The sequence below is a fragment of the Rhodococcus sp. AZ1 genome (assembly GCF_054979605.1).
In genome coordinates, this window is sequence record NZ_JBUEQF010000008.1 from 78,482 (window position 1) to 93,913 (window position 15,432).

Consider the following 15,432-nt stretch of genomic DNA (forward strand, 5'->3'; position numbering starts at 1 on the left):
CCGATGACGCGGATCATCTCCGGGGTCGCGGGTGGACGGCGGCTGGCGGTACCTCCGGCCGGGACCAGACCGACGTCCGATCGTGTCCGAGAGGCCCTGTTCAACGCCCTGACGGTGCGCGTGGACCTCGTGGGAGCGGCTGTGCTCGATCTCTACGCCGGCTCGGGTGCGCTGGGGCTCGAGGCGCTCTCGCGCGGGGCGTGCCCGGTTGTGCTGGTGGAATCGGACTCCCGTGCCGCGGCAGTGATCTCCTCCAACGTCGCCTCGCTCGGACTCGACGGTGCCTCGGTGCGGCGCGCGCCCGTCCGTTCGATGCTCCGGAGCGCAGCGAGCCCGGCGTTCGACGTGGTGCTCGCCGACCCGCCCTACGGTGTCGACGAGCTCGAGGTGTCCGCCGTGCTGTGCGATCTCGTCGGCGGCGGGTGGTTGACCGACGGGGCGGTGGTGGTGCTCGAACGATCGGCCCGCTCACCGCAGACCACGTGGCCCGCGCCGTTGACCGCGACGGGCAGTCGCACGTACGGCGATACCCGCCTCGACTGGGCCGAACACCGACCGGTTGCCCGGTAGGTTGAGGGCCATGAGCGGAGTCGTCTGCCCCGGGTCCTACGACCCCGTCCACAACGGACACATCGATGTGATCACCCGTGCGGCCGCGCTCTTCGACGACGTCGTGGTCACCGTGGTGATCAATCCCAACAAGGCCGGACTGTTCCCGATCGCCGAGCGCCTCGAGATGATCGGCGCCGCGACCGCCCACCTGCCTGCAGTGCGGGTGCAGTCGTGGCAGGGCCTGCTGGTCGATTTCGCTGCGCAGCAATCGATCACCGCCATCGTCAAGGGTTTGCGCGGAGGCGCCGACCTCGACTACGAGATGCAGATGGCGCAGATGAACCGACACCTGACCGGCGTGGACACGGTGTACCTGGGCACCGACCCGGCCACCTCCCACCTGTCGAGTTCGCTCATCAAGGAAGTTGCCCGACTCGGTGGTTCCGTCGAGGGGATGCTGCCCGACCTCGCACACGAGAGGCTCAGGGCGCGACTCGCGGCCGGTGGCTGACTGCGCGACTCGCCGCCGGTGGCTGACTGCGCGACTCGCCGCCGGTGGCTGACGCACAACTGCGCCGCGGTCGTGGACACTCGGAAGCGGAGTCCGTGACCGATACCGAATGGGGTGGCGTACGTGTACCGCGTATTCGAGGCGCTCGACGAGCTGGTTGCCATTGTCGAGGAGGCGCGAGGCGTGCCCATGACTGCGGGGTGCGTGGTGCCGCGCGGGGATGTTCTCGAACTTCTCGACGACGTCCGTGACGCCATCCCCAGCGAACTCGACGACGCCCAGGACGTGCTCGATCATCGTGACCGCCTGGTCTCCGAGGCGCGCAGCGGCGCCGAGAAGACCGTGGCCACCGCCTCGGCGCAAGCCCGCGAGACGGTCGAGAACGCCCGTGACGAGGCCGATCGACTGCTCGCCGACGCCAAGGCCCACGCCGATCGGATGGTCGCCGAGGCTACCGCGCATGCGCGCCAACTGGTGGCCGACGCCGAGCACGAGAGTGAGGTGCTCACCAGCCGGGCGCGTGCGGAGGCCGATCGCCTGGTCGCGGCCGGTACCGCCGCGCACGAGCGCAGTATCGCCGAGGGACGTAGCGAGCAGGCCCGACTCGTCTCGCAGACCGAGGTGGTTCAGGCCGCCCACATCGAGTCCGCGCGGATCATCGACGGTGCGCACGCCGAGTCCGATCAGTTGCGCGGTGACTGCGACCTCTACGTCGACACCAAACTCGCCGAGTTCGAGGAGTTGCTCACCGGCACCCTGCGCTCGGTCGGCCGCGGTCGCCAGCAGCTGCGCACGGGCAACGGGGTTCCCGACTACGGACTGCGCTGACCGGCCTTTCGTCGATCGCGGGGCTTTGCCGGTCGGGAAAGTCGTCCCGTAGCCTGGGAGTCTTACCGAAGCCCCTCACACCGTCAGGATTTCCGTGCCACCCCGCCCGTCCCGTGGTTCCGCGTCTCGTACGCCGAACTCCTCGCCCCTGGTCCTCGACACCCGACGACTCGGGCGCCGTCCCGGCTCCATGCTCGAGGTTCGGACCACCGTCGCATCCCCCGCGCGGTTGGGTCTGGATCTGATCGCGATCCTCCCCGGCGCCCCGCTCGATCTGGATCTGCGACTCGAGTCGGTGTCCGAGGGCGTACTCGTCTCCGGAACGGTGTCGGCCGATACCGAAGGTGAGTGCTCGCGCTGCCTCGAACCGTTCACCTCCCACGTCGACCTGCCGGTCACGGAGTTGTTCGCGTACCCGGACAGCGCCACCGACGAGACCACGGACGAGGACGACCTGTATCGAGTCGAGGACGAGTCGATCGACCTCGAGCCGGCCATCGCCGACGCGGCCGGGCTCGGCCTGTCGCTGCGTCCGCTGTGCACTCCGGATTGCCCTGGACTGTGCGCCGAGTGCGGAGTACGCCTGGCGATTACGGAACCGGGCCACAGCCATGAGATACTGGACCCTCGCTGGGCCGCGCTCGCCGAGAAGGTGCTGCCCACCCCTGACGCATCCGAGTACGAGGAGAAGTAGAAGTGGCTGTCCCCAAGCGCAGAATGTCGCGATCCAACACCCGATCGCGTCGCAGCCAGTGGAAGACCACGGCACCCACCCTGATCACCTGCCCCAACCGCGGGTGCGGCGAGAAGACCCTGCCGCACACCGCGTGCCCGGCATGCGGGACGTACAAGGGTCGCCAGGTCAACGCGGTCATCTGATCCCCGCAGTGAGCGAGTCCCTCGACACGCCGAGCCTCGGGAGCGATCGTGAGTCGCTTCTCGCAGCGCTCGGCGTCTCGCTGGACGAACCCCTGTTGTCGTTGGCACTGACCCATCGCTCGTACGCGTACGAGAACGGGGGCCTACCCACCAACGAGCGCCTCGAGTTCCTCGGGGATTCGGTGCTCGGGCTCAGCATCACCGAGGCCCTCTACCAACGGCACCCCGACAAGTCCGAAGGTGAGCTCGCCAAGATCCGCGCCAGCGTAGTCAACATGCACGCGCTCGCCGAGGTGGCGCGCGCCCTGGGCGACGGCGGGCTCGGCCGCCACATCATGCTCGGCAAGGGCGAAGAGATGACCGGTGGGCGCGACAAGCCGTCCATCCTGGCCGACGGTATGGAGTCGCTGCTCGGAGCCATCCACCTCCAGCACGGGATCGACGTTGCGCGCAAGGTGGTTCTGCGGCTCTTCGGCTCGCTTCTCGACCGCGCCCCCCGGCTCGGCGCCGGACTCGACTGGAAGACCAGCCTGCAGGAACTGGCGGCCGAACGCTCGCTCGGGGTACCCACGTACACCATCACCGCAACCGGACCCGATCACGACAAGGAGTTCACGGCCACCGTCCTCATCGGCGGCGACGCACTCGGTGTCGGGGTCGGCCGGTCCAAGAAGGAGGCGGAGCAGCGGGCGGCGTCGACCGCCTGGACTGCTCTGGACGCCACCGCGTAGTGCCCGAACTCCCCGAGGTCGAGGTGGTACGGCGTGGACTCGACGCCCACGTCGTCGGACGCGTCATCACGTCGGTTGCGGTGCTGCATCCGCGGGCCACCCGCCGTCACGAGCAGGGGAGCGTGGACCTCGAGAATCGACTCGCCGGGCGGCGCGTGGTCGCTGCACAGCGACGCGGGAAGTACCTGTGGCTGGTAACCAGAGCGCAGGACGCCGGCGAGCATGCCCCGGCGGTGGCGGAGCCCACCGTCGACGACCTGGCGGTGGTGGTCCACCTCGGTATGAGCGGGCAGATGCTGGTGCAGCCGTCGTCCGCCGCGGACGAGAAGCATCTGCGCATCAGGGTTCACCTCGACGGTGCGCCCGAGGGCGGTGAACTGCGGTTCGTCGATCAGCGGACCTTCGGCGGCTGGGCACTGGCGGACATGGTGACGGTGGACGGTACCGACCTACCCGCTCCGGTGGCGCACATTGCGCGTGATCCGCTGGACCCGCTCTTCGACGCCGCTGCCGTCGTACGTACGTTGCGCGGCAAGCACACCGAGATCAAGCGCGCACTCCTCGACCAAACCGTGGTGTCAGGCATAGGCAACATCTACGCCGATGAGGCGCTCTGGCGCAGCAGGGTTCACGGCGCCAGACTCACCGACTCGCTCAGCCGCCCGCGCCTGCACGCCGTCATCGACGCCGCCACCGAGGTGATGGAGCAAGCCCTGGCGCAGGGCGGGACCTCCTTCGACGCTCTGTACGTCAATGTCAACGGCCAGTCCGGCTACTTCGACCGCTCTCTGGCCGCCTATGGCCAGGAGGACCGACCGTGCGCCCGGTGCGGCGCGCCGATCCGCCGCGAGAAGTTCATGAACCGATCGTCGTTCAGCTGTCCGCGCTGCCAGCCGCGACCGCGCATCAAGATGTCGTAAAAGCCGCAGGTAGATCCGTCAACCTTGCGTAAATGCCGGGCTCGCGACAGGTGATCGAGGGCAGGCTCTCCTCCAGCGAGCCGAGCACCCCGCCCGGCCCCTTCCTGGACAGGGATCTCACGTCATGGCTGATCTGGCCTTCCTGGTGACCGTCGTCGGCTTGTTCGGCGCGTGTGTCGGTGTCGTCGCCGCTCTCGCGAAGACCTCGTCGTGACGGCGGCCGGCCTCGAAACGGTGGTGCTGCTGGTGATCGCCGCAGCGCTGGCCGTGTATCTGCTCGTGGCACTTCTCGACCCCGAGAGGTTCTGATCGATGAACGCAGCCCTTGCTGCCACCCTCCAGATCCTCGCCGTCCTGCTCGTCCTCGCGCTGGCCTACGTGCCGCTCGGGGACTACATGGCGCGGGTGTTCTCCTCCGAGACCGCGGACCTGAGGGTCGAGCGGCCCATCTATCGCGTGTGTCGAATCGATTCCTCCGCCGAGCAGACATGGGTGGGGTACGCGCTCTCGCTGCTGGCGTTCTCCGCGGTGAGCGTGGTATTCCTCTACGTTCTCCAGCGCATCCAGGGCGTCCTGCCGCTCAGCGGTGACCTGCCCGGGGTGAGCCCGTCCGTCGCGTTCAACACCGCGATCTCCTTCGTCACCAACACCAACTGGCAGTCGTACACACCCGAGACGACGATGAGCAACCTCACTCAGCCCCTCGGTCTCGCGGTGCAGAACTTCGCATCCGCAGCTGTGGGCCTGGCCGTGGCGGTCGCGGTGATCCGCGGCTTCGTCCACGTGCGTACCGGCGGTGAGCTCGGCAACTTCTGGGTCGACCTCACCCGCGGCGTCGTTCGGGTTCTGCTGCCGCTGTCCTTCGTCGTCGCCCTGATCTTCCTCGCGCAGGGGATGGTGATGTCGTTCGACACCTCGTTCACCTCGACGAACTTCGACGGTACGGCGGTGACCAACGCGCTCGGCCCGGTCGCCTCGCAGGAGGCGATCAAGGAGATCGGTACCAACGGTGGTGGCATCCTCGCCGCCAACTCGGCCCACCCGTTCGAGAACCCGACGCCACTGACCAACATCGTGCAGATCACCTCCTTGCTGCTGATCCCGGTGGCGCTCACCCGGACGTTCGGCACCATGGTCGGTGAGCGTCGCCAGGGGCTCTCGGTACTGGGCGTGATGGTGCTGCTGTGGGGATCGGTTCTTGCGGTGACGTTGGCAGCGGAGTCCGGCGCCCGCGGTGTCGCGGCGACCGCGGCCGGCTCGATGATGGAAGGCAAGGAGCAGCGTTTCGGCATCCCCGCTTCGGCCCTGTTCGCCGTCAGCACCACCGGAACCTCCACGGGCGCGGTGAACTCCGCGCACGACAGCATGTCACCCGCGGGCGGCGGTGCCGTGCTGGTGAACATGCTCTTCGGTGAGGTGGCACCGGGTGGTGTGGGCACCGGTATGTACGGGATGCTCGTGCTCGCCGTGGTCGCGGTGTTCGTCGGCGGACTGCTCGTCGGCCGGACCCCGGAGTACCTCGGGAAGAAGCTCGGGCGCCGCGAGATCACCATGGCGGCCCTGTCTGTGCTGGTGATGCCGGTGCTGGTGTTGGTCGGCGCGGGCATCGCCATCGCCGATTCCGACACCGGAGCGGCCCTGGGCAACAGCGGTGACCCCGGCACCCCCGGGGCCGCTCACGGATTCTCCGAGGTGCTCTACGCGTACGCGTCGGCATCGAACAACAACGGCAGTGCATTCGGCGGACTCACCGTCACCAGTGACTGGTTCCAGGTGTCGCTGGGCGTGTGCATGCTGCTCGGACGATTCCTTCCCATCATCTTCACGCTCGCTCTCGCCGGTTCGCTGGTGAAGCAGAAGCGCGTGCCCGCGAGCGCCGGCACCCTGCCGACCACCGGTCCGCTGTTCGTGGTTCTGCTCACCGGGACCGTCGTCCTCGTGGCGGCGTTGACCTTCTTCCCGGCGCTGGCGCTGGGACCGATCGCAGAGGCTCTGCAATGACCGTCACGTCCGGATACTTCAACCCCTCGCAACTGTGGACATCGCTGCCCGGAGCCTTCGCCAAGCTCGATCCGCGCCACCTGGCCACCAACCCGGTGATGTTCGTGGTCTTCATCGGCTCGGTGGTGACCACCGTCATGGCGATCGTCGATCCGTCGGTGTTCGCCTGGCTGGTGGCGGGCTGGTTGTGGTTCACCGTTCTGTTCGCCAACCTGGCCGAATCCGTCGCCGAGGGGCGCGGTAAGGCGCAGGCGGCGAGCCTGCGCGGGGTCAAGCGGGACACCGTCGCTCACCGACTGCTCGCCGACGGCACCACCGAGTCCGTGGCCGGCACCGATCTGGTGGTCGGCGATCGGGTGGTCGTGGTGGCCGGGCAGACCATCCCCGGCGACGGCGACGTGGTCGAGGGAATTGCCTCGGTGGACGAGTCGGCCATCACCGGCGAGTCCGCGCCCGTGGTGCGCGAATCCGGCGGCGATCGCTGCGCGGTCACCGGCGGTACCACGGTGCTCTCGGATCGCATCGTCGTGAGAATCACTGCGGCGCAGGGGGAGACGTTCGTCGACCGGATGATCGCCCTCGTCGAGGGAGCCGCGCGGCAGAAAACCCCCAACGAGATCGCGTTGAACATCCTGTTGGCCTCGCTCACCATCGTGTTCCTGTTCGCCGTCGTGGCGATCGCGCCGATGAGCATCTACTCCGGTGCGGCGCAGAACCCCATCACGCTCATCGCTCTGCTGGTGTGTCTGATCCCGACCACGATCGGCGCCCTGCTCTCGGCGATCGGCATCGCCGGTATGGACCGGCTCGTTCAGCGCAACGTTCTGGCCCTGTCCGGGCGCGCAGTCGAGGCGGCGGGCGACATCGACACCCTGCTGATGGACAAGACCGGCACCATCACCTTCGGTAACCGCCGCGCCACCGCTCTGCACCCGGCAGAGGGGGTGACCATGATCGAACTCGCGCAGGCTGCGCGGTTGTCGTCCCTGTCGGACGGCACACCCGAGGGGCGGAGCATCGTGGATCTGTGCGCCGAGCAGTTCGACCTCGCCGCCGAGCCGTCCGCACAGGAGAAGTCGGCGCAGTTCGTCGAGTTCACCGCGCAGACGAGGATGAGTGGACTCGACCTCGGCGAGGTGAGCATCCGCAAGGGAGCCGCCTCGAACGTGCTGGCGTGGGCGGATTCGCCCGACCCGGCGGTGACGGTGGTGGTCGACGAGGTCGGACAGGCCGGCGGCACCCCGCTGGTGGTGGCCCGGCGGACCGGTGGGGAGGACGGCGCCGCGCGGGTACTCGGTGTCATCGAACTCTCCGACGTGGTGAAGCCGAACATCGCCGAGCGGTTCGCCCGCCTGCGGGCCATGGGTATTCGCACGGTCATGGTCACCGGCGACAACCCGTTGACCGCGCGTGCGATCGCGGCGCAGGCCGGTGTGGACGACTTCCTCGCCGAAGCGACACCCGAGGACAAGCTCGCCCTCATCCGACGCGAACAGCAGGGTGGTCGACTGGTGGCGATGACCGGCGACGGCACCAACGACGCACCCGCTCTGGCGCAGGCCGACGTCGGTGTGGCGATGAACACCGGCACCTCCGCGGCGAAGGAGGCCGGCAACATGGTCGACCTCGACTCGGATCCCACCAAGCTGATCGAGGTCGTGGAGGTGGGCAAGCAGTTGCTCATCACTCGCGGAGCTCTGACCACGTTCTCCCTGGCGAACGATCTGGCCAAGTACTTCGCGATCCTGCCGGCGATGTTCGTGGGGCTCTACCCGCAACTCGATTCGCTCAACATCATGCGGCTGTCCACCGCGTCGTCGGCCATCGTGTCCGCGGTGGTGTTCAACGCACTGGTGATCGTGGCCCTGATCCCGTTGGCGCTGCGGGGTGTTCGCTACAGCCCCTCGTCCGCGTCGTCGCTGCTGGGCCGCAACCTGCTGATCTACGGACTCGGCGGTGTGATCACACCCTTCATCGGCATCTGGCTGATCGATCTGCTGGTCCGACATATTCCCGGAATAGGCTGATTCATGCGAACCACCGTCTCCTTCCTCCGCCAGGCGCTCGTCGGTCTCGGAGTTCTGCTCGCCCTCACTCTCGTTGTCGGAGTGGGATATCCGGCCGTTGTCTGGGCGTTGTCCCGCATCGACAGCACCTCGGCCGAGGGCTCACCGATCACCGATTCGCGCGGATGCGTCGTCGGCAGCGCCCTGATCGGCGTCGACGTCGCCGTGCCCGACGGCGCGCCGGATCCCTTCTTCCACTCGCGAGTGGTCGGTTCGCTGTCGAACAACGATCCGTTCGCGCCGGGGGATCCGTCCGCGGCCCTGCCGCTGAACCAGGGGCCCAGCAGTGACGCGCTCGCGGGCTTCATCGATGCTCGGCGGGCTCGGATCGCGGCGCGAGAGAACGTCAGTCCAGCCGACGTTCCGGTGGACGCGGTGACCGGCTCCGGCTCGGGGATCGATCCGGACATCAGTCCGGCGTACGCCGCCATCCAGATCCCACGCGTGGCGAGGGTGACCGGTCTGAGCGAGGACCGGGTCCGCGAACTCGTCGCCGAGAACACCTCGGGACGGCAGTTCGGTTTCCTCGGCCAGCCCGCAGTGCACGTGTCCGCCCTGAACGTCGCCGTGGGCAACACGGCTCCGTCGTGCTCGGGGAGATAATGCACAGGTGAACGGACACGAGCAGCATGCGGCCGCGGCCGAGCGGGTCACGGCGGGGACCCGCGGTGAACTGCGGATCTACCTCGGTGCTGCTCCCGGTGTCGGGAAGACGTACGCGATGCTCGGCGAGGCCCACCGGCGGATCTCGCGTGGATGCGACGTGGTGGCCGCGGTGGTGGAGACGCACGGTCGAACCGGTACCGCCCGTCTTCTCGACGGCATCGAACTGGTGCCGCCGCGCGAGGTCGAGTACCGGTCGGTGCGCTCGCTCGAGATGGACCTCGACGCGGTGCTCGCCCGCGCACCCCAACTGGTGTTGGTGGACGAGCTCGCACACACCAACACCCCCGGGTTGCGTCACGCCAAGCGGTGGCAGGACGTGGAGGAACTGCTCGCCGCGGGGATCGACGTGATCTCCACCCTCAACGTCCAGCACCTCGAGAGCCTCAACGACGTGGTCGCACGCATCACCGGCGTGACACAACGCGAAACCGTTCCCGACGCAGTTGTGCGTGCGGCGGCGCAGATCGAACTGGTCGACATCACTCCGGAGGCTCTGCGTCGTCGGCTCTCCCACGGCAACATCTATCCCGCCGATCGCGTCGACGCCGCGCTGGGCAACTTCTTCCGCCGCGGAAACCTCACGGCGCTGCGTGAGCTCGCGCTGCTGTGGGTGGCGGATCAGGTGGATGCGGCGCTGGCGGCGTACCGCGCGGACAACTCGATCGACGCCACCTGGGAGGCACGCGAGCGAGTAGTGGTCGCCGTGACCGGGGGAGAGGAATCGGAGACTCTCCTGCGGCGTGCCAGCCGAATCGCGGCGAAGTCCTCGGCCGAGCTGATGGTGCTGCACGTGGTGCGCGGCGACGGGTTGACCGGGGTGTCGGCGGCGCACATGGGCAAGGTGCGAACACTCGCGACGGCGTTGGGGGCAACCCTGCACACCGTGGTCGGCGACGACGTTCCCACCACGCTCCTCGAGTTCGCGCGCAGCGTCAACGCCACCCAGCTGGTGCTCGGCACGTCCAGACGGTCACGGTGGGCGCGCATTCTCGACGAGGGCATCGGGTCCACCGTGGTGCAGAAGTCGGGAGCGATCGACGTGCACATGGTCACTCACGAGAAGGCCGGCACCGTTCGACGTACCGGGGCGCCCGCCCTCGGCCGACCCTGGGTGTGGCTCGCCGCGCTGGTCGTGCCCGCGATCGCCGCTGCGATCATCTCGTTGTTCGACGGCATGCTGCAGCTCGGTGGCGAGAGCGCGCTGTTCTTCATCGTGGTGTTGGCGGTCGCCCTCCTCGGCGGCGTCGGTCCGGCGGCGCTGTCCGCACTCTTCTCTGCGCTCCTGCTGAACTACTTCTTCACCGAGCCGCGCTACAGCTTCACGATCGCCGAGCCCGACAACTTCGTCACCACCGTCGTGCTGCTGGTGGTGGCCGTGGCCGTCGCCGTGCTGGTCGACGCCGCCGCCCGGCGTGCGCGCGAGGCGCGGCGGGCCTCGCGCGAGGCCGAACTGCTGGCTCTGTTCGCCGGGTCGATCCTGCGGGGAGCAGACCTGACGGCGTTGCTCAACCGCGTCCGCGAGACCTACGGCCAGCGCGCGGTCACGCTCGTGCAGGGTCCGACCGTGCTCAGTGCTGTCGGCGACGACCCACCGCAGTCGGTGGACGCGGCGGACACCGCCATCGAGGTGGCCGACGGGGAGTACGCGCTCCTGCTCGGCGGCTTACGTACACGTGCAGCTGATCGGCGGGTGCTGATGGCCGTCGCCAACCAGGCGGTGGGTCTGGTGCGTCAGGCGCGACTGGCCGAGGAGGCCAGTGCCGCAACGGCTCTCGCCGAGTCCGACCGTCTCCGGCGGGCGCTGCTCTCGGCAGTCGGCCATGATCTGCGCACGCCGCTGGCAGCGGTGAAGGCGGCAGCGTCGAGTCTGCGCAGTACCGATGTGCAGTTCACCGCGGAGGACACCGCAGAACTGCTCGCCACCATCGACGAGTCCGCCGACCAACTCGCCGCTCTGGTGGGCAATCTGCTCGATTCCTCACGGCTTGCCGCGGGAGTTGTTCGTCCCACCGCCTCGACCGTGTTCATCGACGAGGTGGTCCATCGGGCGTCGGGTGCGGCGGCCCCGGCGCGGGCGCGCGTGCGGGTCGAAGTCGGCGATCTCGCCGTGGTGGCCGACGACGGTCTCCTCGAACGGGTCCTGGCCAACCTCATCGACAACGCGCTGCGTTACGCACCGACGGGGGAGATCCTGGTGCGTGCCGCCGAGGTCGGTCACCGTGTCCGGATTGCCGTGATCGATCACGGCCCCGGAATCGACGCCGACGGTCACGATCGCATGTTCGACCCGTTCCAGCGGCTGGGCGATCGTGACAACACCACCGGCGTCGGACTCGGTTTGTCCGTCGTTCGCGGATTCGTCGAGGCGATGGGTGGAACGGTGACGCCGAGTCCGACCCCCGGTGGCGGCCTGACCGTCACCGTCGACCTCCCGGCCGCCCGCTCGGGTCGCCGGTCCGCGGTGTCGGCGTGACCCGCGTTCTCGTCGTCGACGACGAGCCGCAGATCCTGCGCGCGCTGCGCATCAACCTCAGCGTTCGCGGGTACGAGGTGAGCACCGCCTCCACGGGCGCCGGCGCTCTGCGCGCCGCTGCCGAGACCCACCCGGATGTCATCGTGCTCGATCTCGGACTTCCCGATCTCGACGGCACCGAGGTTCTCGCCGGCCTGCGTGGCTGGTGTTCGGCAGCGGTGATTGTGCTCTCGGCCCGCAGTGACTCCGCCGACAAGGTCGAGGCTCTCGACGCCGGCGCCGACGACTACGTGACCAAGCCCTTCGGCATGGACGAGTTCCTCGCTCGCCTGCGGGTGGCGGCGAGGCGGGCCTCCCAGGACGGTGCCGACGCGTCCGATCCGGTGGTGACCACCGGGTCGTTCACCGTGGATCTGGCCGCGCGAACCGTCGTGCGTGACGGAGCGCCGGTGCACCTGACCCCCACCGAATGGCGAATGTTGGAGGTGTTGGTTCGTCATCGTGGAAAGCTGGTCGGGCAGCGCGAACTGCTCCGGGAGGTGTGGGGTCCGGCCTACGACACCGAGACGCACTATCTGCGTGTCTACCTCGCTCAGCTGCGCCGCAAACTCGAGCCCGACCCCTCACACCCGCGACATCTGCTGACCGAAGCGGGAATGGGCTATCGGTTCACCGTCTGATTCGTCGCGTACATTTCCCAGCGTGCGGTTCGAAGGACGGGAGATCCTGGTCGAGGGATCGCTGCTGCGTCCGCTGACCCGTCGCACCACCGACATTCTGCGAGTCCTGCTCGCCGCACTGGGCGTTGCCGCCGTTATCGCGGGTTCTGTCATCACCCGCAGTGAATGGGATGCGCTCGAGCGCTCGGTCTCCGACATCGTGGGTGTGCTCTCGCCCGATCAGTCCAACATCGTCTACCTGATCTACGGGATCTCCATCCTTGCGCTGCCGGTGGGCGTGTTGGTGGGTCTGGTGCTCGCGCGCAAGTGGAAGTTGCTGGCCGGGTGCATCGCAGCGGCGGTGGTGGCTGTGGTCTCCCTCTCGATCAGCGTGAACGGGTTCTCCGGTCCCACATGGCACATCGACTCCTCCACCCGCCTGGACACACTGCCCTCGCAGTTCCTGGACGACCCGCGGTGGATCGCTCTCCTCGCCGCCGTCGTGACCGTGGCCGGTCCGGGATTGTCCCCACCGTGGCGCCGGGCCTGGGTGGCGCTCCTGGTGGCGTTCGTCCCGATCCACCTCGTGGTCAGTACCGTCGTGCCGGCACGTTCGCTGCTGGGTATGACCGCCGGGTTCCTCGCGGGGGCGATCATCCGATGGGTCGTCGGTACCCCCGCCCTCGAGGTACCTCTGCGAGACACCGTGCGGGTGCTGGCCGGCCGCGGGTTCACCGTCACGGCATTCCGCGTGGTCGCGCCCGCCGGTCGTGGCCCCCTGGTCCTGGCCGCCACGGTGGCTGGGCACACCCCACCTCAGGTGCTGGTGGAGTTGTACTCCGCCGATCAGCGCAGCGGTGGTGTACTCCGCCAGTTCGTGCGTGCACTCCGGTTCCGCAGCAGCGAAACCGCGCCCCTGCACTCGTCCCTGCGGCGCGCGGTCGAGCACCGAGCCCTGATGACGATCGCGTTCGGTCAGGTCGAGGTCGCGGCGTCGCGAATCCTGGCCCTTCAGGCCCTCGAGCGAGGTTGGGTGCTGTGCGCGCGCACGGTCGTCCGGGGTCGTCCGCTCGACGGCGGTCTGCCGGAGCAGGCGCGGGCGGTGTGGGAGACACTCGACCGGATGCGCCATGCTCAGCTCACGCACGGTGATCTGCGGGCACAGTCCATCACGGTCGACGACGGCGTGGCGCTGGTGGACTGCTCGGCCTACGCCGAACTCGGTGCCTCCGGCGCCCAGTTCCAGTCCGATGTCGCGGATCTGCTGCTGACCACCTCGAACACCTACGGTCAGGAGGTGGCCGTGCAGGCGGCGATCGATGTGCTCGGCGCGAGCGTGGTGCTCGACGCGTCGCGGCGCCTGACCAAGCCCGCGATCTCACCGGCGGTACGAAAGTCCGTGGCGGACGCCGACACTCGCATCAAGTCCACCCGTCGTGAGGTGCTCGAGCGCACAGGCACCGCCTCGATTCCCGTCGCTCAGGTCACCCGGTTCACCCGACGCCAGATCTTCCAGCTCGTTCTGCTGATCGCGCTGGTGTACGTGGCGTACCCGTTCGTCAGTTCGGTGCCGGCATTCGTCACAGAGCTCGGAAATGCGAAGTGGTGGTGGGCGCTGGCGGGTCTGTTGATCTCTGCGACAACGTATTTCGGTGCCGCCGGAGCGTTATGGGCGTGTGCGTCGGGGCTCGTGCGGTATCGCGATGTGGTTCTGATGCAGGTGGCCAACACCTTTGCCGCCACCACCACGCCTGCGGGCGTCGGCGGGTTGGCCCTGAGCGTGCGGTTCCTGCAGAAGGGTGGTCTGACGGTGCCGCGTGCCACCGCTGCAGTCGCGCTGCAGCAGAGCATGCAGGTCATCGTCCACGTGGGGTTGCTCGTCTTCTTCTCCGTGGTCGCGGGCACCTCGACGCAGCTCTCGCACTTCGTGCCCAGTGCGTCGGTGATCCTGCTCGCCGGCGGCGCACTGCTCGGCGTGATCGGTACCTTCACCTTCGTCCCCACCCTGCGTCGGTGGCTCGCCACCGCGGTGCGTCCGCAGCTGACCGAGGTGCTGCGAGACCTCGTGGATCTGGCGAAGAACCCCAAGAAGTTCTCCCTCATCGTTCTCGGGTGCGCATCGACCACCCTGGGCGCATCCGCCGCGCTCTGGGTGGGCATCGAGGCGTTCGGAGGCGACACCACGTTCGTGACGGTGACCGTGGTGACCATGGTCGGGGGCACCCTCGCCTCCGCGGCGCCCACGCCCGGCGGGGTGGGCGCGGTCGAGGCCGCACTCATCGGTGGGCTGGTCGCGTTCGGTCTCGGCGCAGCCGTGGCAGTGCCCGCGGTACTGCTCTACCGCGTGCTCACCTGCTGGATACCGGTGTTCGCCGGGTGGCCGATTCTGAGGTGGATGACCCGCGTCGACATGATCTGACCATCGGCACTCGATACAGTCGGCTCATGACGCAACTGTGGGTCGAACGCACCGGAACTCGTCGCTACACCGGTAGGAGTTCGCGGGGAGCGGAGGTGCTGGTGGGCTCGCAGGACGTGGACGGGGTGTTCACCCCGGGCGAGCTGCTGAAGATCGCGCTGGCTGCCTGCACCGGGATGAGTTCGGACCTACCCCTCTCGCGGCGCCTCGGTGACTCCTACGACGCCACTGTCCGGGTCTCGGGCGATGCCGATCGTGAGAACGAGGTGTACCCGGAGCTGACCGAAGTACTCGAACTGGACCTCAGCGAACTCGATGCCGACGCCCGCGAGCGCTTGATCGCGGTGGTCGAACGCGCCGTCGACAAGGTGTGCACGGTCGGTCGAACCTTGAAGGCCGGAACCACGGTGACCCTGTCGATCGAGGCCGAACACTGACCGCGCCGGGTGAGAACGAGCGGCTCGGCGCATGGGTGCACGGGCTGGTGCAGGGTGTCGGTTTCCGCTGGTGGACGCGCTCTCGCGCCCTTGAGCTGGGGCTGGTGGGCTCGGCGACCAACGCATCCGACGGCCGGGTGCACGTGGTGGCCGAGGGGCCGCGGCCCGCGCTCGATGCCCTGCTCGAGCTCCTTCGCTCGGGCCGCACTCCCGGATCGGTGACCACCGTCGTCGAGTCCTTCGAACCCGCGCGTGGCGGTCTGATCGGATTCGTCGAACGCTAGGGAAGG

At 68.4% G+C, this 15,432-nt stretch carries 16 protein-coding genes; all 16 read left to right on the forward strand.

The annotated features are described in order from the left end of the window. Window positions 1–3: 3 nt before the first annotated feature. Window positions 4–570, forward strand: coding sequence for a 16S rRNA (guanine(966)-N(2))-methyltransferase RsmD (rsmD, locus tag ACY48E_RS11715; RefSeq protein ID WP_462872349.1), 567 nt, complete (start codon window positions 4–6; stop codon window positions 568–570). A gap of 10 nt (window positions 571–580) precedes the next feature. Beyond that, window positions 581–1,063 carry a pantetheine-phosphate adenylyltransferase gene (gene coaD, locus ACY48E_RS11720; RefSeq protein ID WP_462872350.1) on the forward strand — a complete coding sequence of 161 codons (483 nt, stop codon included), beginning with the start codon at window positions 581–583 and terminating at the stop codon, window positions 1,061–1,063. Window positions 1,064–1,186: 123 nt separating this feature from the next. Then, a complete protein-coding gene (locus tag ACY48E_RS11725) occupies window positions 1,187–1,891 on the forward strand; it encodes a DivIVA domain-containing protein (RefSeq protein WP_462872351.1) in 705 nt (234 codons plus the stop codon). Between the two features lie 94 nt (window positions 1,892–1,985). Beyond that, window positions 1,986–2,585 carry a YceD family protein gene (locus tag ACY48E_RS11730; RefSeq protein ID WP_462872352.1) on the forward strand — a complete coding sequence of 200 codons (600 nt, stop codon included), beginning with the start codon at window positions 1,986–1,988 and terminating at the stop codon, window positions 2,583–2,585. 2 nt (window positions 2,586–2,587) lie between these two features. Beyond that, window positions 2,588–2,770, forward strand: coding sequence for a 50S ribosomal protein L32 (gene rpmF / locus ACY48E_RS11735; protein WP_462872353.1), 183 nt, complete (start codon window positions 2,588–2,590; stop codon window positions 2,768–2,770). Then, complete coding sequence (gene rnc, locus ACY48E_RS11740) at window positions 2,728–3,501, forward strand: ribonuclease III (RefSeq protein ID WP_462872354.1); 774 nt, start codon at window positions 2,728–2,730, stop codon at window positions 3,499–3,501. The genes rpmF and rnc overlap by 43 nt, the downstream gene beginning before the upstream one ends. Next, window positions 3,501–4,421: a bifunctional DNA-formamidopyrimidine glycosylase/DNA-(apurinic or apyrimidinic site) lyase gene (mutM, locus tag ACY48E_RS11745; protein ID WP_462872355.1), complete on the forward strand. Its 921-nt coding sequence runs from the start codon at window positions 3,501–3,503 to the stop codon at window positions 4,419–4,421. The genes rnc and mutM overlap by 1 nt, the downstream gene beginning before the upstream one ends. Before the next feature lie 234 nt (window positions 4,422–4,655). Continuing rightward, window positions 4,656–4,730 carry a K(+)-transporting ATPase subunit F gene (kdpF, locus tag ACY48E_RS11750; RefSeq protein ID WP_462872469.1) on the forward strand — a complete coding sequence of 25 codons (75 nt, stop codon included), beginning with the start codon at window positions 4,656–4,658 and terminating at the stop codon, window positions 4,728–4,730. Window positions 4,731–4,733: 3 nt separating this feature from the next. Then, window positions 4,734–6,422 carry a potassium-transporting ATPase subunit KdpA gene (gene kdpA, locus ACY48E_RS11755; protein WP_462872356.1) on the forward strand — a complete coding sequence of 563 codons (1,689 nt, stop codon included), beginning with the start codon at window positions 4,734–4,736 and terminating at the stop codon, window positions 6,420–6,422. Further along, window positions 6,419–8,449, forward strand: coding sequence for a potassium-transporting ATPase subunit KdpB (gene kdpB / locus ACY48E_RS11760; protein ID WP_462872357.1), 2,031 nt, complete (start codon window positions 6,419–6,421; stop codon window positions 8,447–8,449). The genes kdpA and kdpB overlap by 4 nt, the downstream gene beginning before the upstream one ends. Before the next feature lie 3 nt (window positions 8,450–8,452). Further along, window positions 8,453–9,091, forward strand: a complete 639-nt coding sequence (locus ACY48E_RS11765) for a potassium-transporting ATPase subunit C (RefSeq protein WP_462872359.1) — start codon at window positions 8,453–8,455, stop codon at window positions 9,089–9,091. 7 nt (window positions 9,092–9,098) lie between these two features. Beyond that, window positions 9,099–11,627 carry a sensor histidine kinase gene (locus ACY48E_RS11770; protein ID WP_462872360.1) on the forward strand — a complete coding sequence of 843 codons (2,529 nt, stop codon included), beginning with the start codon at window positions 9,099–9,101 and terminating at the stop codon, window positions 11,625–11,627. Further along, window positions 11,624–12,307 carry a response regulator gene (locus ACY48E_RS11775; protein WP_462872361.1) on the forward strand — a complete coding sequence of 228 codons (684 nt, stop codon included), beginning with the start codon at window positions 11,624–11,626 and terminating at the stop codon, window positions 12,305–12,307. The genes ACY48E_RS11770 and ACY48E_RS11775 overlap by 4 nt, the downstream gene beginning before the upstream one ends. Before the next feature lie 22 nt (window positions 12,308–12,329). Next, window positions 12,330–14,705, forward strand: a complete 2,376-nt coding sequence (locus ACY48E_RS11780) for a lysylphosphatidylglycerol synthase transmembrane domain-containing protein (protein ID WP_462872362.1) — start codon at window positions 12,330–12,332, stop codon at window positions 14,703–14,705. A gap of 26 nt (window positions 14,706–14,731) precedes the next feature. Then, entirely contained in the window at window positions 14,732–15,142 is a 411-nt protein-coding gene (locus tag ACY48E_RS11785) for an OsmC family protein (RefSeq protein ID WP_462872363.1), read from the forward strand. Continuing rightward, a complete protein-coding gene (locus ACY48E_RS11790) occupies window positions 15,139–15,426 on the forward strand; it encodes an acylphosphatase (RefSeq protein WP_462872470.1) in 288 nt (95 codons plus the stop codon). The genes ACY48E_RS11785 and ACY48E_RS11790 overlap by 4 nt, the downstream gene beginning before the upstream one ends. Window positions 15,427–15,432: the final 6 nt, after the last annotated feature.

Bases quoted from the DNA above. Each gene is read 5' to 3' on its own strand.
- rsmD (WP_462872349.1), top strand. From the start codon at position 4: ATGACGCGGATCATCTCCGGGGTCGCGGGTGGACGGCGGCTGGCGGTA.
- coaD (WP_462872350.1), top strand. From the start codon at position 581: ATGAGCGGAGTCGTCTGCCCCGGGTCCTACGACCCCGTCCACAACGGA.
- rnc (WP_462872354.1), top strand. From the start codon at position 2,728: ATGCGGGACGTACAAGGGTCGCCAGGTCAACGCGGTCATCTGATCCCC.
- kdpA (WP_462872356.1), top strand. From the start codon at position 4,734: ATGAACGCAGCCCTTGCTGCCACCCTCCAGATCCTCGCCGTCCTGCTC.
- kdpB (WP_462872357.1), top strand. From the start codon at position 6,419: ATGACCGTCACGTCCGGATACTTCAACCCCTCGCAACTGTGGACATCG.
- ACY48E_RS11765 (WP_462872359.1), top strand. From the start codon at position 8,453: ATGCGAACCACCGTCTCCTTCCTCCGCCAGGCGCTCGTCGGTCTCGGA.
- ACY48E_RS11785 (WP_462872363.1), top strand. From the start codon at position 14,732: ATGACGCAACTGTGGGTCGAACGCACCGGAACTCGTCGCTACACCGGT.